This is a genomic window from Actinomycetes bacterium, from assembly GCA_036000965.1.
In the GTDB taxonomy this organism is placed as follows: Bacteria; Actinomycetota; CALGFH01; order CALGFH01; family CALGFH01; genus DASYUT01.
In genome coordinates this window covers 20,043-45,569 of the sequence record DASYUT010000267.1, presented here as the reverse complement: position 1 = coordinate 45,569, position 25,527 = coordinate 20,043, and the positions used below count along the sequence as shown (strand labels likewise).

Annotated in this window: 23 protein-coding genes; 20 read left to right on the top strand and 3 right to left on the bottom strand. The window is 74.3% G+C overall.

Annotated features, from left to right (window positions below; genetic code table 11):
* Positions 1 to 12 precede the first annotated feature (12 nt).
* From VG276_23885 to pafA, 9 genes are all read left to right on the top strand, one after another.
* Positions 13 to 183, top strand: coding sequence for a CsbD family protein (locus VG276_23885; protein HEV8652346.1), 171 nt, complete (start codon positions 13 to 15; stop codon positions 181 to 183).
* 438 nt (positions 184 to 621) lie between these two features.
* Entirely contained in the window at positions 622 to 2,334 is a 1,713-nt protein-coding gene (arc, locus tag VG276_23880; GenBank protein ID HEV8652345.1) for a proteasome ATPase, read from the top strand.
* 12 nt (positions 2,335 to 2,346) lie between these two features.
* Positions 2,347 to 3,831: a depupylase/deamidase Dop gene (gene dop, locus VG276_23875; protein ID HEV8652344.1), complete on the top strand. Its 1,485-nt coding sequence runs from the start codon at positions 2,347 to 2,349 to the stop codon at positions 3,829 to 3,831.
* A gap of 93 nt (positions 3,832 to 3,924) precedes the next feature.
* Entirely contained in the window at positions 3,925 to 4,137 is a 213-nt protein-coding gene (locus VG276_23870; GenBank protein HEV8652343.1) for a ubiquitin-like protein Pup, read from the top strand.
* A 216-nt stretch (positions 4,138 to 4,353) separates the two neighbouring features.
* Positions 4,354 to 5,145, top strand: a complete 792-nt coding sequence (gene prcB / locus VG276_23865; GenBank protein ID HEV8652342.1) for a proteasome subunit beta — start codon at positions 4,354 to 4,356, stop codon at positions 5,143 to 5,145.
* A gap of 6 nt (positions 5,146 to 5,151) precedes the next feature.
* A complete protein-coding gene (gene prcA / locus VG276_23860; GenBank protein HEV8652341.1) occupies positions 5,152 to 5,904 on the top strand; it encodes a proteasome subunit alpha in 753 nt (250 codons plus the stop codon).
* Positions 5,905 to 6,211: 307 nt separating this feature from the next.
* Positions 6,212 to 7,585, top strand: a complete 1,374-nt coding sequence (locus VG276_23855) for a hypothetical protein (protein HEV8652340.1) — start codon at positions 6,212 to 6,214, stop codon at positions 7,583 to 7,585.
* 9 nt (positions 7,586 to 7,594) lie between these two features.
* Positions 7,595 to 9,046 (top strand): glycoside hydrolase family 15, encoded by a 1,452-nt coding sequence (locus tag VG276_23850; GenBank protein ID HEV8652339.1) that lies wholly within the window; start codon positions 7,595 to 7,597, stop codon positions 9,044 to 9,046.
* 122 nt (positions 9,047 to 9,168) lie between these two features.
* Positions 9,169 to 10,524 carry a Pup--protein ligase gene (gene pafA / locus VG276_23845; GenBank protein ID HEV8652338.1) on the top strand — a complete coding sequence of 452 codons (1,356 nt, stop codon included), beginning with the start codon at positions 9,169 to 9,171 and terminating at the stop codon, positions 10,522 to 10,524.
* Here the strand turns inward: pafA and VG276_23840 are convergent.
* From VG276_23840 to VG276_23830, 3 genes are all read right to left on the bottom strand, one after another.
* A complete protein-coding gene (locus tag VG276_23840; GenBank protein ID HEV8652337.1) occupies positions 10,508 to 12,361 on the bottom strand; it encodes a hypothetical protein in 1,854 nt (617 codons plus the stop codon). The genes pafA and VG276_23840 overlap by 17 nt on opposite strands.
* Positions 12,358 to 13,386: a DUF3866 family protein gene (locus VG276_23835; GenBank protein HEV8652336.1), complete on the bottom strand. Its 1,029-nt coding sequence runs from the start codon at positions 13,384 to 13,386 to the stop codon at positions 12,358 to 12,360. The genes VG276_23840 and VG276_23835 overlap by 4 nt, the downstream gene beginning before the upstream one ends.
* Before the next feature lie 158 nt (positions 13,387 to 13,544).
* A complete protein-coding gene (locus VG276_23830) occupies positions 13,545 to 14,294 on the bottom strand; it encodes a metalloregulator ArsR/SmtB family transcription factor (GenBank protein HEV8652335.1) in 750 nt (249 codons plus the stop codon).
* Positions 14,295 to 14,430: 136 nt separating this feature from the next.
* Between VG276_23830 and VG276_23825 the strand changes: the two genes are divergently transcribed.
* From VG276_23825 to VG276_23775, 11 genes are all read left to right on the top strand, one after another.
* Complete coding sequence (locus VG276_23825) at positions 14,431 to 15,378, top strand: WYL domain-containing protein (GenBank protein HEV8652334.1); 948 nt, start codon at positions 14,431 to 14,433, stop codon at positions 15,376 to 15,378.
* A gap of 97 nt (positions 15,379 to 15,475) precedes the next feature.
* Positions 15,476 to 16,492: a WYL domain-containing protein gene (locus tag VG276_23820; GenBank protein ID HEV8652333.1), complete on the top strand. Its 1,017-nt coding sequence runs from the start codon at positions 15,476 to 15,478 to the stop codon at positions 16,490 to 16,492.
* Between the two features lie 118 nt (positions 16,493 to 16,610).
* Positions 16,611 to 16,961: a hypothetical protein gene (locus tag VG276_23815; protein HEV8652332.1), complete on the top strand. Its 351-nt coding sequence runs from the start codon at positions 16,611 to 16,613 to the stop codon at positions 16,959 to 16,961.
* Positions 16,962 to 17,079: 118 nt separating this feature from the next.
* On the top strand, positions 17,080 to 17,271 hold the full coding sequence (locus tag VG276_23810) for a hypothetical protein (protein ID HEV8652331.1): 192 nt from the start codon (positions 17,080 to 17,082) through the stop codon (positions 17,269 to 17,271).
* Between the two features lie 111 nt (positions 17,272 to 17,382).
* A complete protein-coding gene (gene tatA / locus VG276_23805) occupies positions 17,383 to 17,589 on the top strand; it encodes a twin-arginine translocase TatA/TatE family subunit (protein HEV8652330.1) in 207 nt (68 codons plus the stop codon).
* A 20-nt stretch (positions 17,590 to 17,609) separates the two neighbouring features.
* Positions 17,610 to 18,416 carry a twin-arginine translocase subunit TatC gene (gene tatC, locus VG276_23800; GenBank protein HEV8652329.1) on the top strand — a complete coding sequence of 269 codons (807 nt, stop codon included), beginning with the start codon at positions 17,610 to 17,612 and terminating at the stop codon, positions 18,414 to 18,416.
* A gap of 6 nt (positions 18,417 to 18,422) precedes the next feature.
* Positions 18,423 to 19,199: a hypothetical protein gene (locus VG276_23795; protein HEV8652328.1), complete on the top strand. Its 777-nt coding sequence runs from the start codon at positions 18,423 to 18,425 to the stop codon at positions 19,197 to 19,199.
* Between the two features lie 12 nt (positions 19,200 to 19,211).
* Entirely contained in the window at positions 19,212 to 20,159 is a 948-nt protein-coding gene (locus tag VG276_23790) for a diacylglycerol kinase family protein (protein HEV8652327.1), read from the top strand.
* 297 nt (positions 20,160 to 20,456) lie between these two features.
* Positions 20,457 to 23,150 carry a DEAD/DEAH box helicase gene (locus VG276_23785; protein ID HEV8652326.1) on the top strand — a complete coding sequence of 898 codons (2,694 nt, stop codon included), beginning with the start codon at positions 20,457 to 20,459 and terminating at the stop codon, positions 23,148 to 23,150.
* A gap of 114 nt (positions 23,151 to 23,264) precedes the next feature.
* The gene (locus VG276_23780) at positions 23,265 to 24,218 is read left to right on the top strand and encodes a diacylglycerol kinase family protein (GenBank protein HEV8652325.1); all 954 of its coding nucleotides are present in this window, start codon (positions 23,265 to 23,267) and stop codon (positions 24,216 to 24,218) included.
* Positions 24,219 to 24,411: 193 nt separating this feature from the next.
* The gene (locus tag VG276_23775) at positions 24,412 to 25,527 is read left to right on the top strand and encodes an aminopeptidase P family protein (GenBank protein HEV8652324.1); all 1,116 of its coding nucleotides are present in this window, start codon (positions 24,412 to 24,414) and stop codon (positions 25,525 to 25,527) included.

Sequence of the window (25,527 nt, the reverse complement as noted above, 5' to 3'; positions counted from 1 at the left end):
GTGATGCCTTCCATGGGCACCGACGACAAGCTTCGCAACCAGGCGCAGGACCTCAAGGGCAAGGCCAAGGAGGCCTGGGGCGACGCCACCGACGACGAGCGCCTCGAGGCCGAGGGCCAGTCCGACCAGGCCAAGTCGGACCTCAAGCAGGCTGGCGAGAAGGTGAAGGACGCCTTCAGGTAGCCGACCAGGCCACACCGAACCCGGACCGGGCCGCGTACCGCGCGGCCCGGTCCGCTGCCGTTCGGGGCGGGGTGCAAGGGCCGGTCCGCTGCCGTTCGGGGCGGAGCGCAGGGGCTGGCCATGTCGCCGAGGACGGGTAGCATGGCGGTGGGCCCGCGTCGTTGCCCCACGAGTCGGCGCCTCCGACCGTGGCAACCGCTTCGGCCACGGCCCCAGAGGGCCGGATTGGGTTGACCCAAGAGGGCTGGATGGGTTGACCACAAGCGCGACGGCGGAAAGGCCGATAGGGTTTGGACAGCTCTACCTAGTCCCTGCACGAGACCCGTCGATACCTGCTCATCTGCCACCGCCGAAGGGGGACGCAACGTGAAAGACGCCGATCGCCCGAGGCCGCCACGATCCCGCCGGGAGCCTCCCGAGCCAGCCGCCGACCCGGCGATCGAGGCGAGCGAGCTCCAGCGCCAGATCCAGTTCCTCGAGGAGGAGACGGCGTTGCTCCGCCGCCGGCTGCACGACTCCCCGCGGCAGGTCCGCGTGCTCGAGGAGCGCCTGCTGGAGACCAAGGGGCAGCTCGCCCAGGCCCTCTCCCAGAACGAGCGGCTGGCGGCCACCCTGCGGGAGGCGCGCGACCAGATCGTCGCGCTCAAGGAGGAGGTCGAGAAGCTCACGGCGCCGCCGTCCGGCTTCGGGGTGTTCCTCGGGGTCAACGACGACGGCACCATCAACATCTCGACCGGCGGGCGCAAGCTCCGCGTCAACGTGCACCCCGACATCGACCCCAAGTCGCTGCAGCTCGGGCAGGAGCTGATGCTCAACGAGGCGCTCAACGTGGTCGAGGCGTGCGCCTACGAGGTCCAGGGCGAGGTCGTCAGCCTCAAGGAGATGCTCGGCCCCGACCGGGCGCTGGTGATCGGCAACGCCGACGAGGAGCGCGTCGTCCAGATCGGCGAGCCGCTGCGCAACCGCCACCTGCGCGCGGGCGACTCGCTGCTGCTCGACACGCGCTCGGGCTTCGTCCTCGAGCACCTGCCCAAGCCCGAGGTGGAGGAGCTGATCCTCGAGGAGGTCCCCGACATCTCCTACCAGGACATCGGCGGGCTCGCCAACCAGATCGACCAGATCCGCGACGCCGTCGAGCTGCCGTTCCTCCACGCCGACCTGTTCGCCGAGCACCAGCTCAAGCCGCCCAAGGGCATCCTGCTCTACGGGCCGCCCGGGTGCGGCAAGACGCTGATCGCCAAGGCGGTGGCCAACTCGCTGGCCAAGAAGGTGGCCGAGATCACCGGCCAGCAGGCCGGGCGCAGCTACTTCCTCAACATCAAGGGCCCGGAGCTGCTCAACAAGTACGTCGGCGAGACCGAGCGGCAGATCCGGCTCATCTTCCAGCGGGCCAAGGAGAAGTCCAACGAGGGCGTGCCCGTGATCGTGTTCTTCGACGAGATGGACTCGATCTTCCGCACCCGCGGGTCGGGGGTCTCCTCCGACGTGGAGAACACCATCGTGCCCCAGCTCCTCAGCGAGATCGACGGCGTCGAGCAGCTCAAGAACGTCATCGTGATCGGCGCCTCCAACCGCGAGGACATGATCGACCCGGCGATCCTGCGCCCGGGCCGGCTCGACGTGAAGATCAAGATCGAGCGCCCGGACGCCACCGCCGCCAAGGACATCTTCTCCAAGTACCTGCTTGCCTCCCTGCCGCTGGCCACCGAGGTGCTCGACCTGGCCGGCGGCGCCCGCGACGAAGCCCTGACCAAGATGATCGGCGAGACCGTCGAGCGGATGTACTCCGACGCTCTGGAGAACCGCTTCCTCGAGGTCACCTACGCCAACGGCGACAAGGAGGTCCTGTACTTCAAGGACTTCAACTCGGGCGCGATGATCGAGAACATCGTCTCCCGGGCCAAGAAGATGGCGATCAAGCGGTTCCTGGAGACCGGCAAGAAGGGCATCAAGCCGCTCGACCTGTTCGTGGCCGTGGCCGACGAGTTCAAGGAGAACGAGGACCTGCCCAACACCACCAACCCCGACGACTGGGCGCGCATCTCCGGGAAGAAGGGCGAGCGCATCGTGTATGTGCGCACCCTCATCGGTGGTAGCTCCAAGGACCTCGGGCGCGCGATCGAGCAGGTCAACACCGGGCAGTACCTGTAGGCAGGGGGACGGATGGCCATCACCAAGGTCATGGGGATCGAGACCGAGTACGGCATCACGGTTCCAGGCTCGCCCGACTCCAACCCCGTCCTCGCCTCCAGCCTGCTCGTGAACGCGTTCTCCGGGCGGGGCCGCAAGGTACGCTGGGACTACGAGGAGGAGTCGCCCCTGCGCGACGCGCGCGGCTTCGAGGCCGCGCGCGAGCCCGAGGCGCCCACCGACGACGACCTCGGCCTGGCCAACGTCATCCTCACCAACGGCGCGCGCTACTACGTCGACCACGCCCACCCGGAGTTCTCCTCCCCCGAGTGCCTGGACCCGCGTACGCTGGTCACCTACGACAAGGCGGGGGAGCGGATCCTGGCCGAGTCCGCCCGCCGGGCGGTCGAGCTCGCCCCCGGCGGCCGGCGCATCCAGATCTACAAGAACAACACCGACGGCAAGGGCACCTCCTACGGCACCCACGAGAACTTCCTGGTCGACCGGACCACCGCGTTCGCCCGCATCGTCAGGGACCTGACCGCCTTCCTGGTCACCCGCCAGGTCTTCGCCGGCGCCGGGAGCCTGGTCCGCGACCACCACGACGGCTCGGTCGGGTTCCAGATCGCCCAGCGCTCCCAGTTCTTCGAGGTCGAGGTCGGGCTGGAGACGACCCTCAAGCGCCCGATCATCAACACCCGGGACGAGCCCCACGCCGACCCCGAGCGCTACCGGCGCCTGCACGTGATCATCGGCGACGCGAACATGAACGAGGTGGCCACGTTCCTGAAGACCGGCGCGCTCGCGGTCGTGCTCAACATGATCGAGGACAACGCCACGCCCGGCGAGGAGTGGCAACTCGCCAACCCGGTCCAGGCCCTGCGCGCCATCGCCAGGGACCCGACCCTCAAGGAGACGGTCGAGCGCAAGGACGGCCACCACGTCACCCCGTGCGAGATCCAGTGGGCCTACCTGGATGCGGCCAAGTCCTACCTGAAGGACCGCGAGACCTCGCACTGGCAGCTCGAGGTGCTCGAGCGCTGGGAGGCGGTGCTGTCCCAGCTCGAGGACGACCCGCGGAAGGCCAGCCGCACGGTCGACTGGGTCACCAAGTACACGCTCATGCAGCAGATCGCCGACCGTGACGGGCTCGACTGGGACGACGCCAAGCTCGCCCTGGTGGATCTCCAGTACCACGACGTGCGCATGGACAAGGGCCTGTACTACCGGCTCGCCGCCGGTGGCCGGGTCGAGCGGCTGGTGGCCGAGCAGGAGATCGTCAAGGCCACCACCGAGCCGCCCGAGGACACCAGGGCGTACTTCCGCGGCCGCTGCCTGGCCAAGTACGCCCCCCAGATCGCCGCGGCGGGCTGGGACGCGATCATCTTCGACATCGGGCGGGAGACCCTGCAGCGGGTGCCGATGCTGGAGCCGACGCGGGGCACCGCGGCCCACACCGCGGCCGTCCTGGACGGCAGCCCGACAGCAGAGGACCTCATCCGCAACCTACAGGGATAGCCAGGGGTAGCGATCCACAACCGCTCCGAGTGGCCGCCGGTCCGGCAGGTGGCGTGTGAGACACTGGCCGGACAGCGAAGCCGAGGAGGAACCATGGCGAAGGACAGCGGCGGCGCCGAGCAGAAGCGCCGCGCCGCGGGCAAGCAGGACGCCGACACCGACGACGTCCAAGCGTCTGCCGACGTCACCGAGAAGGGCGAGGAGCTCAAGGAAGAACTGGACGCCCTCCTCGATGAAATTGACGACGTTCTAGAAGAAAATGCAGAAGAATTCGTGAAGCAATATGTGCAGAAAGGGGGCCAATGAAGCGGTGCCCCAATTGTAGCAAGAAGAAGCCTCCCGAAGAATTTCCCAGGAACAAAAACACTTATGAATCGGGTGAGGTCCGGGGCGTTCTCTGCTTCGGGTGCAACGGCGGCTTGGGACAGTTCAACGACAACCCCGAATGGCTGCCCGTGCCGTCGTTTACCTTAGCAGCCGCGACAGCCTGATCAACCTGACGAAGCTTACGAAGGGAGTCTGGTGAGGGACCCACTGAACGGCCCGGCGCTGTTCAGCCCGTCGTTCATCGACGCGTTGCGGTCGTACGCGCCCGAGCTGCTCGCGCCGCCGGCGCTCGGCGGGCCGCTGACGGAGGTGCCGCACGCGACCACGGTGGCCGCGCTCCGGTACACCGACGGGGTGGTCATCGGCGGGGACCGGCGCGCCACCGAGGGGCTCTCGATCGCCCAGCGCGACATCGAGAAGGTGTTCCCGGCCGACGACTACTCGGCGGTGGCGATCGCCGGGGCGGCCGGGCCCGCGATCGAGATGGTGCGCCTGTTCCAGACCGAGCTGGAGCACTACGAGAAGGTCGAGGGCCTGACCCTCTCGCTCGAGGGCAAGGCCAACAAGCTGGGCCAGATGGTGCGCACCAACCTGCCCCTGGCCATGCAGGGCCTGGTTGTCGTGCCCCTGTTCTCCGGCTACGACCAGCGCAAGGAGACCGGGCGGATCTTCCGCTACGACGTCACCGGCGGCCGCTACGAGGACACCGACTACCACGCCAACGGCTCGGGCGGCAAGGACGCACGCGGCAGTCTGAAGAAACGCTACCGCCACGACATGGACCGTGCCAGCGCCGTGGACGTGCTCGTCGAGGCGCTGTACGACGCGGCCGACGAGGACGCCGGCACCGGAGGCCCCGACCTGATCCGGGGGATCTTCCCGATCGTGGCCACGGTGACCGCCGAGGGGTACCAGCGCGTAAGCGACGACGATCTGCGGGCGGCGACCGAGCGGATCGTGGAAGCCCGTGGCCGAGGGGAGGGGTAGCACCAGATGAGCATGGGGTTCTACGTCTCGCCCGAGCAGCAGATGAAGGACAAGGCGGACTTCGCCCGCAAGGGCATCTCACGCGGGCGCCCGCTGGTGGTGCTGGAGTACGCGGGCGGCATCGTCTTCGTCGCCGAGAACCCGTCCAGCCACCTTCACAAGATCGCCGAGATCTACGACCGGATCGCCTTCGCCGCCGTGGGCAAGTTCTCAGAGCTCGAGAACCTGCGGGTCGCCGGCGTCCGCCTGGCCGACATCCGCGGCTACGCCTACGGCCGCGAGGACGTCACCTCGCGGGCCATCGCCAACTTCTACTCCCAGAACCTCGGCCAGATCTTCATCCAGGAGCCCAAGCCGTACGAGATCGAGCTGTGCGTGGCCGAGGTGGGCACCGAGGGCGCCGCCAACGCGCTCTACCACGTGCTCTACGACGGGACGGTGGTGGACCGCAAGGGCTTCCTGGCCATGGGCGGCCAGTCCGACGAGCTGAACGCGGAGCTGCAGCGGAGCTACAGCGAGGGCCTGGACCTTGGCGGCGCGACCGACCTGGCCGTGCGTACCCTGCGCGCCGCCACCCCGAGCGGCGACAGCACCGCTCGGCTCGAGGTCGCCGTGCTCGAGCGCGGCCGCCCGCGGCGGTCGTTCCGGCGCCTGTCGCAAGAGGAAGTCACCGCCCGGACGGGGACGGGCGCGCGCGCCGGCGCCGCGAACGGGGCCGGCCCGGAAACCGGAGCCGGAGCGGCCAAGGGCTCGACGTGATCGCGAGGCCGCCCCCGGAGACCGAGGGCACCGCGTGAGCGACGACGCCCCCGCTCCGCCTTCCTCCCCCGGGGTGCCTCCAGACGGGGACGAGCCGCCGCAGCCGGACCGGCCGGCCTGGCTGCCGCCACCTGGCCCGCCGCCCCCCGGCGCCCGGCCACAGTGGGGGTCGACCCCGCCTGCCGGCTCACAGCCCCCCGGCGCCCGGCCGCAGTGGGGGTCGCCCCAGCCGCCCCCGGGAACGCAGGGGTGGCCGGCTCGAGGATCCCCGGGCCCGCGAGGGCGGGAGCCTGGGCAGTGGCCGCCGGTGCCTGGGCAGTGGCCGCCGCCGGTGCCGCCGCCGTCCCCGCGGCGGGGCGCCCTGCTGCCCGCCGTGCTGGTCGTCGCGCTGCTGGCCGTGCTGGCCGCAGGGGGCGGCCTGTCCCTGGCCGCCCGCAGCCGGGACCGGAGCGCCGCGCCGGCCACGACGCCCGCCCCGCCGGCGTCGACCGCGCCGCCGGCGAGCGCCCCGCCGGCCAACGGCCAGGCGCGGGTCGCCATCGCGGGGGTCGAGCGCCGGGTGGAGCAGGTCCGGGGCCTGCGGTTCACCCGCGCGGTGCCGACCAAGATCCTGCCCCCGGCCAAGCTCGCCACCGAGCTGCTGCGCGCGATCGACGACGACACCGACGAGGCGGCCCTGACCCGGCAGGGTCGCGCCCTGGTGCTGCTGGGCGAGCTGCGTCCGGACACCAACCTGCCCAAGCTGATCCGCTCGGTCCAGGCCGAGACCGTGCTCGGCTTCTACGTCCCTGGCAAGCCGCCGGGCAAGGGGCGGCTGTACGTGCGCTCCAGCCAGGGGCTCGACCCGTACGCCGAGTTCGTGCTCTCCCACGAGCTGACCCATGCCGTCACCGACCAGCACTTCGACCTCACCCGATCGGACCGGCTCCAGGCCCAGGGCCGCGACGACGAGGTGGCCGCCTACAGCGCTCTGGCCGAGGGTGACGCGACCCTCACCATGCAGCGCTACCTCACCGAGGAGCTGACCACCGCCCAGCAGCTGGCGGTCGCCGCCACGGCGTCGCGGGAGCGCACCCCCAAGCTGGACGCGGCGCCCGCCGCGCTCCGGGAGTCGCTGCTGTTCCCGTACCAGACCGGGCTCTCGTTCGTCCACGCCCTGTACGACCGCGGCGGCTGGGCCGCGGTCAACCGCGCCTACACCGACCCGCCCACCTCGACCGAACAGGTCATGCACCCCGAGAAGTACCTCACGCGGGACCGGCCCCAGCCGGTTGCCGTGCCCGACCTCGCCCGTGCCCTCGGCGCCGGGTGGCGGCCGGCCGCCGAGGTCCAGTGGGGCGAGTTCGACACCCAGCTCGTGCTCGCCGGGGAGCTGCCGGTCACGGTGGCCGAGGCGGCCGCCGAGGGCTGGGACGGCGGGCGGCTGCGCACCTTCGAGCGCGGCGGGCGCACCGCCCTGGTGCTGCGCACGGTCTGGGACTCACCGGGCGAGGCGAGCGAGTTCTGCCGGGCCTCGGCCCGCTGGGCCACGGCCCGGTTCGGCCCGACCGTCGGCCCGGGCCGCTGGTCGGGCCACGGCCAGGAGCTTGCCCTGGCCTGCCGGGACACCCGCGCGACGTTGCTGTCGGCACCCGACCGCCCGACCCTCGTCAAGCTGTCGAGCGGCCTCGGCCGGCCCTGAGGCCGGCTGATGCGCCGGCTCCCCTTCCGCCGCCTGGCCACCCGGGCCACCCCCCTCCGGCGCCAGGCCCGCAGGGCCACCCCCCTCCGGCGCCAGACCACCAGAACCATCACCGTTCGCCGCCTGGCCACCGGGGCCACGGCTGGGCTGATGCTCGCCGGCCTGCTCGGGGCGAACCGGCTGAGCGCATCGCCCCCGCTGTTCTCGGCCGGGCTGCTCGGCAACGACGCGACCCTGCTCGGCATCGGACCCGGCGAGGCCCGCGGGCTCGCGTACCTGCCGGGCAGCACGGTGCTGCGGCTGCCCGGCGGGGCTGGTCTGCGCTACCTGCCGCCGGGGGCGAAGGCAGCGGTCACCGTGGCCGCGGACGACCCGGGCGCCCTGGCCGCGGCAGCGGCCGACCGAGCCTGGCTCGCGGCCGGGACCGTCCCGGGCCGGACCCCGGCCGAGCGCGACGCGGCTGCCCGCTCCCTGCTCTTCCTGCGCCTGCTGCTCCGCCCGGGCGGGGCCGCGGTCGCCGCCGAGGCGCCCTACTGGGCCTTTGTGTGGCCCCGGGACGCGAGCTTCGTGGCCGCCGCGTTCCACGCCACCGGCCACGGCGCCGAGAGCCAGGCGATCCTCGGGTTCCTGGGCCGCACCCAGCGGCCCGACGGCACCTGGCCGGCCCGCTCCCGCCCGGACGGCGCCCCGGTCGCCGACGGGCGCCCGTCCCAGCTCGACGCGACCGGCTGGGTCTGCTGGGCGGCGTTTCTGGCCACCGGGCAGGGGGCCGACCGGGCGCTGGTCGGGCGGGTGTGGCCGATGGTGCGGGCGGCCGCCGACGCGGCCGCCGGCTCGCTCGACGCCCAGGGGCTGCCGCCGCCCGGCCCCGACTACTGGGAGCGGACCGAGCACGCCCCGACCCTCGGCACGGCGGCCGCCCTGCTGGCCGGGTTGCGCGCGGCCGCCCGGCTGGCCGGGGCGGCCGGCGACGTGGCCGCCCTGGCCCGCTACGAGCGGGCGTCCGGCCGCCTCGCCCGGGCGGTGCGCACCCGCTTCGCCGGGCTCGGGCTGGTCTACCGGCACTCGCCCTACGGAGGCGGGCCCGACGCCGCCGTGGCCTGGCTGGCTCCGCCGTTCCAGCCACCCGACCCGGCCGTGCGGGCCGCGGTCGCCGCCGCGGCCCAGCGGTTGGCCTCGGGCGGGGGCGGCGGGGCGGTTCCGGGGTCGCCCTGGCGCGGCGGCGACCCGTGGACACCGGCCACCGCCGCGCTCGCCCTGGCCGAGACGGCCTCGGGGGACCGGGCCGTGGCCGACCGGCGGCTCGGCTGGCTGCTGGATCACCGCACGACCCTGGGCGCGTTCCCGGAGCGGGTCCGCCGCGGGGACGGCGCGCCCCGGTCGGTGGCGCCCATCGCCTGGACGACTGCGATCGTGCTGCTCGCCCTTACCGCCCGGGACCGCCCCCTGCCCGTCCCGTGACCGCGGGCGGGTCGACGTCTCTTTCGGGTGGTCGAGGGCCACCTCATCGAGGATCTGCGCTCCCGTGATCTGGGGCGAGTCGACATCCCCCACGGCATGGCGGGGACCGGTAGCATGAGCGCATGGATCGGCGGATTTTCGGCCTCGAAAACGAGTACGGGGTCACGTGCACGTTCCGAGGCCAGCGCCGGCTCTCGCCGGACGAGGTCGCCCGCTACCTGTTCCGCCGCGTGGTGTCCTGGGGCCGGTCCTCCAACGTCTTCCTCGAGAACGGCGCCCGCCTCTACCTCGACGTGGGCTCCCACCCCGAGTACGCCACGCCCGAGTGCGACTCGGTGGAGGAGCTGATCACCCACGACAAGGCGGGTGAGCGCATCCTCGAGAGCCTGCTCGCGGCGGCCGAGGCCCGCCTGCACGAGGAGGGCATCGCCGGGCAGATCTTCCTGTTCAAGAACAACACCGACTCGGCCGGCAACTCCTACGGCTGCCACGAGAACTACCTGGTGTCCCGGTACGGCGAGTTCCAGCGCCTGGCCGACGTGCTGATCCCGTTCTTCGTCTCCCGCCAGATCCTGTGCGGGGCCGGCAAGGTGCTCGCGACCCCCCGCGGCGCGGTGTACTGCATCGCCCAGCGGGCCGAGCACATCTGGGAGGGCGTGTCGTCGGCCACCACCCGCTCACGCCCGATCATCAACACCCGCGACGAGCCCCACGCCGACGCCGAGCGCTACCGGCGCCTGCACGTGATCGTGGGCGACTCCAACATGTCGGAGTGGTCGGCGTTCCTCAAGGTGGGCGCCACCGACCTCGTGCTCTCGATGGTCGAGGAGGCCACCGTCCTGCGCGACCTGACCCTCGAGAACCCGATCCGGGCCATCCGGGAGATCTCCCACGACATGACCTGCCGGCGCAAGGTCCGCCTGGCCACCGGCCGGGAGGCGAGTGCCCTCGAGATCCAGCGGGAGTACTTCGACAAGGCGGTCCGGTTCGTCGACCGCCGCGACGACCCGGTGGCCAAGAAGGTCGTGTCGATGTGGGGCCACGTGCTCGACGCGCTCGAGGCCCAGGAGCTCGACCGCATCGGCCGCCAGGTCGACTGGGTGACCAAGTACCTGCTGATCGAGCGGGCCCGGGCCAGGGACGGGATGCCCCTGTCCCACCCCAAGGTCGCGCTGATGGACCTCACCTACCACGACGTCAACCGCAAGCGCGGCCTGTACTACCTGCTCGAACGGAGCGGCGCGGTCGAGCGGGTGTGCGACGACCGGGCCATCGACCGGGCCACCCAGGAGCCGCCCCAGACGACCCGGGCCCGGCTGCGGGGCGAGTTCATCCGCCAGGCCAAGGAGCGCCGCCGCGACTACACCGTCGACTGGGTGCACCTGAAGCTGAACGACCAGGCGCAGCGGACCGTGCTCTGCAAGGACCCGTTCCGCGCCCACGACGACCGGGTCGACAAGCTCATCGCGTCGATGTGACCCGGGCAGGCGCCGCCGGCCCGGGCTCCCCCGCGCCCGGAGGCAGGGCGGCCGCCCGGCGGCGCCGGGCCAGCCCCAGCCAGAGCGCGACGAACGCCGCGCCGTACCGCTCGGCCAGGCCGGCCACGGTGTTGCCGAGCTCCCGGGCGGCGGTCGGCCCGCCCATGCTCACCCCCGCTCGGGGGGGCCGGGGCGCCAGCGGCACCAGCGTCATCGACAGCACGACCGCCACGAGGCTGGTCACCCCCCACGGGATCACCGCGACGAACCCGAGCAGCGGCAGCTCGTGCCAGTAGAACACCCAGGGCGTGAGCAGCAGGTAGGCCAGGAAGTAGGTGGCGATCGGCGGCCACGGGTCGGTGGCGCGCACCACCTTCCGCGCGACCAGGGCGAACGCGACCAGGATGGCGGCGACGGCGCCCAGCCGGGCGACCTGGTCGCTGACGGCCGCTGCGGTGGTGTCCACCACCCCGAAGGCGGGCAGCACGGCGGCGAGCGCCCGCCGGACCAGGTTCGGCGGGCTGCCGGTGGAGAAGTGGCCGCTCACGTCGAGCGCGCTGGAGAACAGCTTCGTGCCCGCGCTCGCGTAGGGCAGGTAGGTGAGGGCGGTGACCGCGGCGCCAAGGGCGCCGAGGCCCGCGACGTGGGCGAGCCGGCGGCCCAGGGAACCAGCCCGCGGCGCGCCCGCGAACGCCAGCCACAGCGCGTAGAGGGCGGCGACCGGCCCCATGTACATCTTGAACAGGAAGGTGAGCACCAGCAGCAGGAACGCGACGAGCCGGTGGCCCCTACGGTGGGCGAGCACGGCGCCGGCCACGGCCAGCAGCAGCAGCGCGTCGACGTGGGCGGACATGGCGACCGCCTGCATCACCATCGGGTTCCAGGCGATGAGCAGCACCGGCCAGCGCGGGTCGCCCTGGTCGCCGGTGCCGGCGTCCGGGTCGCCGGTGCCGGCGTCGTCCGGGTCGCCGGTGCCGACGGCACCCCGCAGTTGGAGATCGCCGGTGCCGCCGGCGCCCGGCGCCCGGGGATCGCCGGCAGCGGTGGCACCCGGCGCCCGGGGACCGCGGGGACCGGCGGTCGCGCACGCCAGCAGCCAGACAGCCAGCAGCTCGGCCGCGACGAGCAGCAGCTTCATGGCGACCACGAAAGCGAGCAGGCTCGGTCCGGCCAGGGCGGCGACGCCGCGGAGCAGCAGCAGGAAGGGCGGCCCGTACACCGGCCCGACCAGCCGCCACGGCCACAAGTGGTACCAGGAGTCGAACGAGTACTGCTCGGGGAACGACAGGTAGGGGTTGACGCCGTAGGTGCTCTGCACCTTGCCGTAGAACGAGTAGGCGTACACGTCCTCGGAGGCGAACGGCGGGACCAGCAGCGAGACCAGGGTGAGCATGATGGCCCCGGCGACCAGGAGCCGCCCGCTCGGGCGGCGGCCCCGCCGCCACTGCCACACGGCGCAGCCGAACGAGCCCATGGCCAGGAGCCAGAACCCGGTGACCCCGCCCTCCGGCTTGCCGACCACGTTGTAGTCGAGCTGGGTCGGCACCTGGTGGATGGGGCCGAACAGCGGGACGAGCGGCACCACCAGGAACAGCCCCACGGCCAGCGCGATGCCGGCCAGGCAGGCAGCGAACACCTGCTCGTCGCTGCGGCCGGCGAGCCAGCGCCAGACCCGGGCCGCCGGGCCGCCTGGCCGCCTGTCCGGCCCGCCTGTCCGGTGCGCCGCGCCGCTCCGGCCCGCCGGGACGCCTGCCCGCCGGCCCGCCGGGACGCCCCGCGGGGCGTCCCCGGATCCTCCCGGAGGGTTCCCGGCACCGTTCCGGCTGGCCGCGCTCACCGGGCCGCCTCGGCAGCGGGGAGGCCGGCGGCCAGGCGGCCGGCCAGGGCACCGGCGGCCGCCGCGGCGGCGAAGAACACCGGGTCGTCGTCGGGGCCCCGGCCCATGGTGGCCACCCGCAGGCCCCAGCCGGCGAGCAGCTTGGCCGGGTCGGGGGCGGCGACCCGGACCAGGTCGTGGCGGGCGGCCACGCCGGCCTCGGCGAGCTGCCGGTCGACCGCGGCGCCCAGCGCCTCGTCGTCGAGGACGGGCACGGCCACGGTGGCCCGGGCCAGCGCGAGCCGCCCGAGCCCGGTCAGGCTGTGGTGGCTGACCCCTCGGTGCCGGGCCCGGCCGTCAGCGACCGACATGCGCAGGCAGGCGACGGGCCGGCCGCCGAGCGCGGCGGTGGCGTTGACCGCCTCGGCGGCCTGGGTGCCCGAGAACCCGTACCGGGTGCCCGACCCTATGCCGCCCGGGCCCTGGGCGACCACGGCCAGGTCGGCCCGGAGCACCGCCCGGGCCGCGATCAGGCCCGAGTACAGAGTGACCGCCTCCAGGTCGCCACCGAACGCCTGGCCGGTGGTAACGATCCCGGCCACGAGCCCGCTGGCCCGAAGGTCGGCGGCCAGGCGCGAGAAGGCGAGCGGCAGCGCGGCGCCGTCGGTCATGACGTAGGCGACGGCCAGCCCGTCGGCCACCGCCCTGGCCGCCGCCGCGACCACCGGCACCATCGAGTGGAGCTCGGCGCAGACCACCGGCAGGCCGCCGAGGTCGGCGCAGGCGGCCAGCGCGGCCCGGTGCGGGCTCGCCTCCTCCTCCACGGCCAGGACCCGGACCTGCGACGGGGTGTAGCGGGCCTTCATCACGTGCCCCGGCCCGGGGCCGGGGTCGCCGTCCCGGTCGACCCTGGCCATGACCAGGTGCCAGCCGCCGGTGCCCAGACCCAGGGCGACCGCGGTGGTGTTCAGCACGACCCGGTCGCCGACCTCGAGCGGCCCCGTGACCGCGTCGTAGCCGATGGCGGGCTCCCCGGCCCGCCCCACTCCGGCCGGGCCACCGAGGCCTGCTCCTTGGTCGCCCGGACCAGGAGGCGGGGCTCCCGCCGCTGGTCGGGGATCGATCGCGACCAGGGCCTCGGTCACCCCGGGCCGCCGGGCGAGGATCGCGGTCACGCGGCCGCTGCGGATGCGGACCACGGCGGTCAGCGACCAGCGGGCGGGGCGGGACGGCCGGGGCCGTCGACCAGCACCGGCCCGGGTACCGGGACCGGCTGGGGCGCGACCACGGCCCCGCACCCGGTGTCGGCACCCCCGTCGGCGGGCCGCAGCACGTACGCGCACACCGGGTCGCCAGCCTGGATGTGGGCGACCCGGTCCACCTCGATACCGGGCCCGGCGAGCTCGCGGAACAGTTCCAGCTCGTGCACGCAGGCGGTCGGGTAGGATCCAGCCACCCGGGCGATGGCGCAGTTGTGCTCCTGGACCAGGTAACGGCCGTCGCCGGTGGCGGTGCAGTCGGTCATGTAGCCGTTCTCGTCCTGGATGGCGGCCAGGGCCCGGGCCAGCTCGGGCAGGGGCCGGCCGGCGGTGCGGCCGCGGTACAGGTCGGCGAGGACCCGCTGGCGGTAGGCGAACAGCTCCTCGACCGCGTCAGCGCCGAACTGGGTGCCGGCCGCCTCCAGGAGCTGGGCGACGAGCTGGTGGTAGTTGCGGGGGAACAGGTCGTGGCCGACCTCGGTCAGCGCGTACACGTAGGCGGGGCGCCCGCGGCCCGAGGAGCGGGTCGTCTGCTGCACCAGCCCGTCGTGCTCGAGCGCTTCCAGATGCCGGCGCACAGCCACCCCGGAGACACCGAGCGCCTCGCGCAGCTGGGCCACGGTCTGGGGCCCGCACCGCTTGAGGAGGTCGAGGACGGCGCGGCGGGTGTGTGGGTTGTGTGCTGGCTCGGTCACGAGAGGTTCCCGACGGTGGGCGGCCAGGTCGAAGGGTCCTTCCTGCGGGGCCAGAGGGGCCAGGCTAGCGCAAGAGACAGCCCGAGCACCATGTGGTGGCCCCCGCCGGAGCCGCCCGGGGAGGTAGCATGCGGGCATGAGCAAGGTCGAGCGGCTCGTCAACCTGATCGCCCTCCTGCTCGACACCAGACGCCCGCTCACCCTGGACGAGGTGGCCGAGCTGGTGCCGGGCTACGAGGCGAGCGGCGAGAGCCTGCGCCGGATGTTCGAGCGGGACAAGGAGGAGCTGCGCGGGCTCGGGGTGCCGGTGGACCGGGCCCCGATCGACGCCTGGGGCACCGAGGAGGGCTACTTCATCGATCCCGGGGCGTATGGCATGCCCGAGCTCGACCTCGCTCCCGACGAGCGCGCCGCCCTGGCCCTGGCCGCCCGCGCCTGGTCGGGCACGGGCCTGGACCCGGCCGCGGTCTCGGGGCTGGCCAAGCTCGACCTCGACCCGGGCGCCGGGCCCCAGCCGGTCCGGGCCGACCTCCACGGCGACAGCCCGCTGCTCGCGGCCCTGCTCGAGGCGGTAACCAGCCGCAAGCGGATCACCTTCACCTACCGGCCGCCGGGGCGGTCGGCGAGCCTGCGCACGCTCAACCCGTACGCGCTCGTGCACCGGCGGGGGACCTGGTACGTGGTCGGGCACGACGTCGACCGGGACGCGCAGCGCTCGTTCCGGCTCTCCCGCGTCCAGTCCGACGTGCGCCGCGTGCGGCCCGGTGCCCGCGGCCCCGACTACGAGATCCCGGCTGGCTTCGACCCGGGCGGCGTCCTGCCGACCGCGGGCGAGACCGGCGGCGCGCCGGTCGCGCTGGTCCGCGCCGGCCAGCCCGCCGCCCGCCTGGCCGAGGTGCGCGGCGCCGAGCCGGTCGAGCCGGTGGGCGCCGACGGGCGGGTCACCTTGAAGCTCCCGGTCGGCGACGGCGACGCGTTCGTGGCCTGGGCGGTCGGCAACGCGGTCGAGGTGGTCGAGCCGCCGGAGCTGCGCGCCGAGGCCCTCCGCCGCCTCGACGCCCTGGCCGCGAAGGTGACGCCGTGACCCGCGGCGGGCGCCACCCCCAGGACACGCGGGCAGGAGCGGCGCCGATGAGCACGGCGGGCGCCACCCCCGGGACACGCGGGCAGGAGCGGCGCCGATGACCCCGCGCGGGCCTGACGCGAGCGCAGCTGGCCGGCTGCAGCGCCTGCTCGCGCTGGTCCCCTGGGTGATGGACCACCCAGGGGTGACGGTCGAGGAGGTCTGCGCCCGCTTCAGCATGACCCGGGAGGCCCTGGTTGCCGACCTTGAGCTGCTGTTCGTCTCCGGGGTGCCCCCCTACGGGCCGGGCGACCTGATCGAGGCGTGGCTGGACGGGGACCGGGTCCACATCGGGCTGGCCGAGTTCTTCGCGCGAGCGCCCCGGCTCACCTGGCGGGAGGCGGCCGGCCTGTACCTGGCCGGGCGGGCGCTGGCCGCGCTGCCCGAGATCGACGAGCAGGGCGCGCTCACCAGGGCGCTCGCCAAGCTCGAGACGGTCCTGCCCGCCGACCAGCTCGCCCAGGTGCAAGACCTGGACCGCAAGGTCTCGGTCGACCTGGACGGCGACGACCTGGAGACCACGCGCCGGACCGCGCTGGCCCGCGCCGCCGCCGCCAGCCACCGGGTCGTCCTCGAGTACTACACGGGCTCGCGGGACGTGCTGACCCGGCGCAAGGTCGACCCCTGGCTGGTGTGGGCCGCCTCCGGGCACTGGTACCTGAGCGGCTGGTGCCATCTCGCGGGCGGGGAACGGCTGTTCCGGGTCGACCGGGTGGTCGGCGTGGAGCCCACCGACGAGCCGTTCGAGCGCCCGGCCGGGTTCGACCCGTCCGCGTACGGCGACCCGACCGCCAGCGCGTTCACCGACGGCCTGCTGTGCGAGCTGGACCTTGACCGGCCGGCCCAGTGGGCGGCCGACTACTTCCCGATCCTCGGGAGCGGGCGCACCCCCGACGGGCGGCTGCGCATCCGCCTGGCCGCCCGGGAGCTCTCCTGGGTGGTGCGCCTGATCCTGCGCCTGGCCCCCGACGCCGAGCCGGTGTCCCCGCCGGAGCTGCGCTCGGCGGTGGCCGAGGCGGTCCGCCAGGGCCTGGCCGTCTACGCCACGAGCGCGGAGGCCCGCCCGGGCCGCTGAGAGGGCCGGGCGCTGGCTCGCCGGTACCCGCGGCCATGGCCCGATCGGGTCATTCGCCGGCCCTGGGGCCGGCCGGGGTCTCAAGCGTTCCGCGATCGGCGTCGATACCCGCGGCAAGATGCGAAACCATGAGCACAAGCCCCAGACCAGGATCCGCGCCACCTGCCCGGCGTGCGGCGAGGTGGAGCTGACCCCGCCCGACGTCGAGCTCAAGGTGTGCACGACCGCCGAGCACAGCTTCTACGCGTTCGTCTGTCCCGACTGCCTCGAGATGGTCACCAAGCCAGCCGACGAGCGGGTGGTGCGGCTGCTCATCTCGGGCGGCGTCGAGGCCGAGTTCTGGGAGCCGCCGGCCGAGCTGCTCGAGCCCCGGTCGGGTCCCGCCCTCACCTGGGACGACCTGCTCGACCTGCACCTGGAGCTCGAGTCCCCGGGCTGGTGGAGCCGCCTGGTCGCGGCGTGCCGTTGACCCGGCCGGACGGGTAGGATCCGGCTGGGCCGACCGCACCGGCCGGCCCGAGCGCTCGATCCGGGAGGTCCTCCTGCCCGTCTACCTCGCGATCCTGCTCGGCCTGTTCTGGCTCGGCGTGCTGTGCACGGTCGGGCTCACGGTCTGGCGCCTGCTCGCGAACCTGAAGTCGCTGGCGAGGTCCCTGGCCGAGCTCAACGAGCGGCTCACCCCCGCCCTCGAGGACCTGGCAGCCAAGAGCGAGGTGGCGGCCGAGCGGGCTGCACGCCTGTCGGCCCGGGCCGAGCGCGCGGGCAGGGACGACCGCTGATCCTGCTCCTCCTAACATCCCGGCCGGCGGATGTTGTGGAGGGTGGCGAACCGGTAGACTGACGTGTCGAGGGCTCGGTCTCGCCGGGTCGCGACCGGAGGAGCGGTACCAATGGGAATTGGGCCTGAGTGGATCGTCGTGCTCGTGGTGATCGTCCTTTTGTTCGGCGCCAGCCGGCTGCCCCTGCTCGGCCGCAACGTCGGCCAGGGCATCAAGGAGTTCAAGAAGGGCGTCAAGGACGCGTCCCGGGACGAGGACGCGGCCGAGCCGAAGAGCCAGCCGGCCGCCCCTGCCGACGACCGCAAGCCGCTGGCGTAGGCGCCGAGCGCCCCTAGCCCATGCGACTGCGCAAGGCCCCGGCCAACCCCGGGGCCGAGATGTCGATCCTCGAGCACATCGCGGAGCTGCGCGACCGGCTGGTGAAAAGCTGCATCGCGCTGACCGTCACCACCCTGGTCGCCGCGTTCGTGCTCTACAACCGCACGTTCACGTGGATCACGCAGTCGTACTGCGACATCGACCCGAAGTACCGGATCGAGACCGCGGACGGGCGCGGGTGCGGGCTGCTCGCCCAGAGCCCGCTCGAAGGCATCGGCATCCGCATCCGCGTCTCGCTCGTGCTCGGCCTGGTCCTGGCTCTGCCGGTGGTCGCCTACCAGCTCTGGCGCTTCATCACCCCCGGGCTGAAGCAGAACGAGAAACGGTACGCGATCCCGTTCGCGCTGGCCAGCACCTTGCTGTTCGCTGGCGGCGTGGCCCTGGCCTTCTACACCATGCCGAAGGCGATCGGGTTCCTGGCCGCGGCCGGCGGGCCCGGCCTCATCAACTTCTACGCGGCCGGCAAGTACCTCCGCTTCGTGCTGTTCATGGGGCTGGCGTTCGGGCTCACCTTCGAGTTCCCGCTGGTCCTGGTATTTTTGTCGATGGTGGGTGCGCTGTCGTCCCAGGCCATGCTCAAGGCTTGGAGACCGGCGGTCGCAATCATTATCGTTGTCGCCGCCGTGGTCACGCCGAGCCAGGACCCGATCAGCCTGCTCGCGATGGCGCTGCCGATGTGGGTGTTCTACTTCGCGGCGGCCGCGGTGGCGAAGTTCATCATCGAGCCCCGGCGCAGACGCCGGGCCCAGGCGTTGCAAGGGAGCTAACCGAGCGTGGCAATCAAGGGAAAGACCAAGCGGAGCCAGGGCCGGCCCGTGCGCCGGCCGGCGACCGGCCCACGGATCCAGGCCCTGGAGCGGCGCGAGAAGTGGTACCGCGCGACCGCCTTCCCGGTCACCTTGGCCGTGGTCGCGCTGCTCGGCACGCTGATCGCGGCAGCCAACCGGGTCCAGGAGGGCTACAGCCGCGACGACGTGCGCCGGTTCACCGACCAGGTGCGCACGCCGCTGGCGCGCATGCCCGACATCGTTGGGGCGGGCACGACCGCCAAGCCGGGCTTCGCCTCCGCCGCCGAGCTGGCCGGGGGCAAGCTGAAGCCGGCCGACCTGGCCGAGCGGGCCAAGGACTGGCAGACCCAGCTCGCCGACATCCGCGCCAAGGTCGGCAATGCCAACCTCGGTCCGGCGCCCGAGGCCGGCGCCCTGGACGGCAACCCGGCCAACGCGACCGGCGGGCACGTGCCGATGCTGTCGAGCATCCGCGACGCGTATGCGGCCGCGGCCGGGACCTACTTCGAGGCGGCCCACACCTACGAGCTGGCCGCGGCCGCGCCGGCCAAGAGCCAGCTCGCCGGGCAGCTCGTCATCCAGGGCAACCAGACCGCCAAGCGGGGCGAGCAGGCGATGGACGCGGCCGCGACCATGCTGGCCCGGCTCACCGCCCGCTACCACCTCGACGTGGCCAGGCAGATGCCTGGCGAGTCGGCCGAGTCCTACGCCAGGCGCTATGCCGGCGCGCCCGCGCCCATCCAGACACCGATCGGTAACTGAGCCGGTCCGGCGGTGCGCGCCCTGGTGGTGTGCAACCCGGCCGCCCGGGGCGGCCGGAGCGGCCGGGCGCTGCCCGGCGTGCTCGGCCGCCTGCGGGGGCTCGGGATCGAGGCGGAGGCCCACCGCACCGTCTCGCTGGAGGACGCCCGGGCGGCCGCGTGCGGCGCGGCCGGGTCGGTCGACGTGGTGGCCGCGATGGGCGGCGACGGCGTGGTCGGGGCGTGCGCGGCCGGGCTGGCCGAGTTCGCGGCGGCGGCCGGGCACGCCGGGCAGCGCCCGGCCGCCCCTGCCGCCCTCGCGGTCATTCCCGCCGGGGCCGGCAACGACGCGGCCCGGACGTTCGGGATCCCGCTCGGCGACCAGGCGGCCGCCGCCGCCCTGCTGCCGTCCCTGGTCAGGCGGCGTGCGGACCTGGCCCGGGTCGGGGACCGCCACTACCTCAACGTCGCCGGCGCCGGCTTCGACTCCGAGGTGAACCGGCTGGCCAACGAGCGGCTGGCCCGCGCCCCCGGCCGGGTCCGCTACGTCGGCGCGCTCCTGGCCGAACTGGCCGTGCACCGGCCGGCCACGTTCACCCTCACCCTGGACGACGAGCCCCGCGAGGTCAGGGCCTGGTTCGTGGTGGTGGCCAACGGCCCCAGCTACGGGGGCGGCATGCGGATCGCACCCGACGCCAGGGTCGACGACGGGCTGCTGGACGTGGTCGTGGTGGACGGCGCCCTGTCCCGGCTGGGGTTGCTGGCCGCCTTCCCGAAGGTGTTCTCGGGCCGCCATGTCGACCTCCCGGCCGTGTCGGTGCACCGCGTCAGCCGGGTCGAGGTGGCCGCCGACCGGCCCCTGTCGGTGTACGCCGACGGGGAGCGGCACGGCCCGCTGCCGGCGCTGTTCGAGTCCTGCCCGGCCGCGATCGAGGTGCTCGCCGCGGAGGGCGCGCCCGGGTTCGCCCGGCCACCTGCCTGAGCCGAGCCGGCCGGGCCACCTGCCTGCGCCGAGCCGGCCGGGCCACCTGCCTGCGCCGAGCCGGCCGGGGCACCCGCCTGCGCCGAGCCGGCCGGGGCACCTGCCTGCGCCGAGCCGGCCGGGGCACCTGCCTGCGCCGAGCCGGCCGGGCCACCTGCCTGCGCCGAGCCGGCCGGGCCACCTGCCTGCGCCGAGCCGGCCGGGCCACCCGGCTGCGCCGAGGCCCGCCACCCGGCTGCGCCGAGGCCGGCGGGGCACGCGGCACGCGGCGCCCGCCGGTGGCAGCATGAGCGGGTGATGCAGACCCCGACCCCCGCCCAGCGCGCGCTCGTCGACGAGTTCGCGGCCGGCTACCCGTTCGACCTCGACGACTTCCAGCGTCGCGGCTGCCTCGCGCTGGCCGCGGGCGAGGGCACCCTGGTCGCCGCCCCGACCGGCGCGGGCAAGACCGTGGTGGGGGAGTTCGCGGTGTGGCTGGCGCTGCGCTCGGGCGGCAAGGCGTTCTACACCACCCCCCTGAAGGCGCTGTCCAACCAGAAGTTCGGCGACTTCGTGGCCCGCCACCACGCCGCCAACGTGGGCCTGCTGACCGGCGACAACTCCATCAACGGGGAGGCGCCGGTGGTGGTGATGACCACCGAGGTCCTGCGCAACATGCTCTACGAGGGCAGCCCGACCCTGGACGGGCTCAGCTACGTGGTCATGGACGAGGTCCACTACCTGCAGGACCGGGTGCGCGGGGCGGTCTGGGAGGAGGTGCTCATCAACCTCCCGGTGACGGTCAAGGTGGCCGCGCTGTCGGCCACGGTCTCCAACGCCGAGGAGTTCGGGGAGTGGCTCGAGGCGACCCGGGGGCCGACCGAGGTGGTCATCGAGGAGCGCCGGCCGGTGCCGCTGGACAACTACTACCTGGTCGGCCGCGAGCTGCACCCGCTGCTGGTCAACCGGGGCGACGGCGACCTGGTGCCCAACCCGGCACTGGCGAGGCGGGGCGAGCGCGAGTGGAGCGCGTCCCGCTCCCGCGACAGCGGGCGGCGGGGCCGGGCCGGCCGCCAGGGAGCCGGGCGGAGCTGGGTGCCGTCCCGGGTCGAGGTCGTGGACCTGCTCGAGGACGAGGGGCTGCTCCCGGCGATCTACTTCATCTTCTCGCGGGCCGGCTGCGACCAGGCCGTGGCCCAGTGCCGGGCGGCCAACATCCGGCTCACCACCCAGGCCGAGCGGGCCGAGATCCTCGAGTTCCTCGACCTGCGGGTGGCCGTCCTGGACCCCGGCGACCTGGACGCCCTCGGCTACGACGAGCTGGCCGAGTCGATCAGCCGCGGCGTGGCCAGCCACCACGCCGGCATGCTGCCGCTGTTCAAGGAGGCGGTCGAGGAACTGTTCGCGCAGGGGCTGGTGAAGGTGGTGTTCGCCACCGAGACCCTGTCGCTCGGGATCAACATGCCGGCCCGCACGGTCGCGATCGAGAAGCTGTCGAAGTGGCAGGGGGAGCGGCACGAGCTGCTCACCCCGGGCGAGTACACCCAGCTGACCGGGCGGGCGGGCCGGCGCGGGATCGACAGCCGGGGCGCGGCGGTCGTGCTCCACCAGCCCTACATCCCCTTCGAGCGGATCACCGGGCTGGCCTCGACCCGCACCTACCCGCTCGCGTCGTCATTCCGGCCCTCCTACAACATGGCCGTGAACCTGGTCGCCAACTACGAGCGCGAGGAGGCCGAGCGCCTGCTCGCCTCCTCGTTCGCGCAGTTCCTGGCCGACCGGACCGTGCACGGGGCCGAGCAGACGCTGGCCCGCAACGCCGAGTACCTGGCCGGCTACCTCCGCTCGGCAGCGTGCGACCGGGGCGACGTCGAGGCGTACTGGGACCTGCGCCGGCGGGTCCGGGCCCAGGAGAGCGCCCTGGCCGACGCCGAGCGCCGGGCCCGCACCGACGAGGCGGCCGAGGCGGTCCGCGCCCTCACCCCTGGCACCGTCGTCCACCTGCCCGGCGGGCGGCGCCGGGGTCTGGCCGCGGTGCTCGGCCCGGCCGGGGGGCGGGACGGCTCGGCCGGGGTGCTGGTGCTGACCGAGGACCGGCGCGTGCGCCGGGTCGCCGTGCGCGACTTCGGGGTCGCGCCAGTGCCGGTCGGCCGGGTCGCGATGCCGCGGACGCTCTCTCCCAAGAGCCCGCGGTTCAAGGCCAGGGTGGCCGAGGCGCTCGCCCAGCTGGACCTGCCCCGGCCCGACCCCCCCTCGCGCCGGCGCAAGGCGGCCGCCGACGACCCCGAGCTGGCAGCGCTGCGGGCCGCGCTGCGCGCCCACCTGGTGCACGCCTGCCCGGACCGGCCCGAGCACGAGCGCTGGATGCAGCGCCACGAGCAGCTCGCCAAGGACACCGAGCACCTGGCCGGCCGGGTCCGCCGCCGCACCGGCTCGCTGGTGCGGCTGTTCAACCGGGTCCTGCTCGTACTCGAGCGGCTCGGCTACGTCGACGGGTTCACCTTGAGCGGCAAAGGCGCCACCCTGCGCCGGGTGTACAGCGAGGCGGACCTGGTGGTGGTCGAGGCGATCCACCGGGGCGTGTGGCGCGGGCTTGGCCCGGCCGAGCTGGCCGCCTGCGCCTCCGCCCTGGTCTACGAGGCGCGCGGGGGGGAGGGCCCGCCCGAACGGGTCGAGCTGCCCACCCCGGCGGTCGGGACCGCCCTGGCCGCGCTGGACGACGTCTGGGAGGAGGTCCGCGCCCACGAGGCCGCCGAGGGGCTGGACCTGACCCGCGCCCTGGACCCGGGGTTCGCCGACCTCGCCTACCGCTGGGCGATGGGGGAGTCGCTCGAGGACGTGCTCGGCGAGCAGGAGATCACCCCGGGCGACTTCGTGCGCGTGACCAAGCAGCTCCTGGACCTGCTGCGCCAGATCGCGCTGGTCGCCGAGGACCCCGGCCTGGCCGGCACCGCCCGGGCGGCGGTCGACGCCTGCCAGCGCGGGGTGGTCGCCTACTCGGGCCTGCTCTGACCTTCGGGCTCACCTCCCGTCAGCCTCCCGATGTCAACCGGCCGGGCCGGCCCCGGCCGCCCGCCGTCCGCTATCGTTCCCCCCGTCCGCCGCCGTCCACCCGAGGAGCGTCCTGTGACGTCAACCGCCGACCAGGCCGGAGAGCTCGGCTCCGACCCCGGGCGGCTGCCCTGGGGTGCGCCGTACCTCATCGGCGACCCGGCCGCCGGCCGCTCGGGCCTGACCGAGCTGCGCCAGCACCTGGCCAGGGCCGGGGTGGTGGCCGAGGCGGCGGTCGCCCGGCCGGTCGGCCGGGCGGGGGCGCTGGCCGCCCGGGCCCTGGCCGGGGGAGCGCGCCTGCTCGTCGCGGTCGGCTCCGACGAGGTGGCCCACGCCCTGGTCGGGACGCTCGTCGGCCCGGACGGCCCGCGCGCCCCCGACGCCGTGCTCGGCCTGGTCGGTCTCGGCCGCCAGGACCTCTCGGCCACCTTCGGGCTGCCCGACGACCCCGAGCGAGCCGCCCGGCACCTGCTCGGGGACACCGTGTTCCTGGCCGACGTGGGCCGGGCCCGCTGGCGCGGCCCGGCCGGCGTCGAGCGGTCCGCCGTGTTCGCCAACGCCGCCGAGCTGGGCTACCCGGCGCTGGTGTCGAGCCGCATCGCCGGACGCGACCGCAGCGCGCGGGTGGCCCGGTTCGCCGCCGCCCTGCGCGGCCTGGCCACGAGCCGGAGCACCCCTGCCCGCCTCGGCCTGGACCACGCCACGGTCGACTTCCGCCTGGCCGGGCTCACCGTCGCCAACGGCCAGTTCTCCATGGGCCACATGAAGGTCGCCCCGCGTGCCCTGCCCGACGACGGCCGCCTGTCGGTCATCGCCTTCGAGGGCCAGCCCCTCGCCATCTACTCGCGCTCCAAGCGGCTCTACTACGGCGACCACATCCCCCACCCCTCGGTGCGCGAGTACCAGTCCCGCCGGGTCGAGGTCGACACGGCCGAGCCGCTCGTCCTCGCCCTGGACGGCCGCCTCGTGCCCGGCGGCCCGCCGCTCGCCGTCGACGTCCTCCCCGGTGCCCTCCGGGTCAAGGTGTGACCGTGTCGCCTGAAGCGCGCGAGGCCCACCCGCCTGAAGCGCGCGAGGCCCGACAGCCGAACCTGGCCGTCGGAATTGGGATGCTTGCGCCGAAGGCGCTCCAAGCCGTTGGGCCGAACCTGGCCGTCGGCATGGATGCCCGCGCCGCGGGCGCTCCGTCGCCCCCGGCCGTCCCGCCAGGTAGGATCACTACATGGCCACCAGCCCACACGCCGAGCGCCTGGCCCGGGCGGGCAAGGAGCTCGCCGGCCGCGGGGTCGACGCGCTCCTGCTCGGACCGTCGGCCGACCTGTACTACCTGACCGGCTACGACGCGCCGGCGCTCGAGCGCATGACCCTGCTCGTGGTCACCGCCCAGGGCGACGCCCGGCTGGTCGTGCCCGCCCTCGAGGCGCCGCTGGCCCGCGAGCACCTGGCCGGCCTGGACGTCGCGGTCACGCCCTGGAACGAGACCGAGGACCCGGTCGTGCTGGTCCGGCAGGCACTGACCGCGGCCGGGGCGGCCGCCGGGCGGCTCGGGGTGGGGGACCGGCTCTGGAGCACGTTCCTGCTCCGGCTCCAGGCCCGGCTGCCCGCCGCCGAGTTCCTGGCCGCCTCGGCGCTCACCCGCGCCCTGCGGATGGTGAAGGACGCCGCCGAGGTCGAGGCGCTGGCCCGCGCGGCCGCCGCCATCGACCGGGTCGTCGACGGGCTCGGCGAGCTCCGCTGGGCCGGCCGCACCGAGCAGGACGTGGCCCGCGACCTGGACCGGGCGATCCGCGACGCCGGCCACGACAAGACCTTGTTCGTGATCGTCGGCTCGGGCCCGAACGGGGCCAGCCCCCACCACGTGGCCGGGCGGCGGGTCATCCAGCCGCGCGACCCGGTGGTGATCGACATCGGCGGGCGCCTGGCCGGCTACTGCTCCGACACCACCCGGACGGTCGTGGTCGGGGAGCCGCCCGACGGCTTCGCCGAACTGTACGAGGTGCTCCAGGACGCGCAGGAGGCCGGCTGCGAGGCGGTCACGCCCGGGGTCCGCGCCGCCGCGGTCGACGCCGCCTGCCGCGACCGGATCGCCGCGGCCGGCCACGGCGAGCACTTCATCCACCGCACCGGCCACGGCATCGGGCTCGAGGAGCACGAGGACCCCTACATCGTCGAGGGCAACGACGAGCCGCTGGTGGCCGGGATGGCGTTCTCGGTCGAGCCCGGCATTTACCTGCCCGGCCGGTTCGGCGCCCGCATCGAGGACATCGTGGTCTGCACCGAGACCGGCGCCCGCCGGCTCAACACCACCGCCCGCGGCCTGCGGGTGGTCGACGGCTGA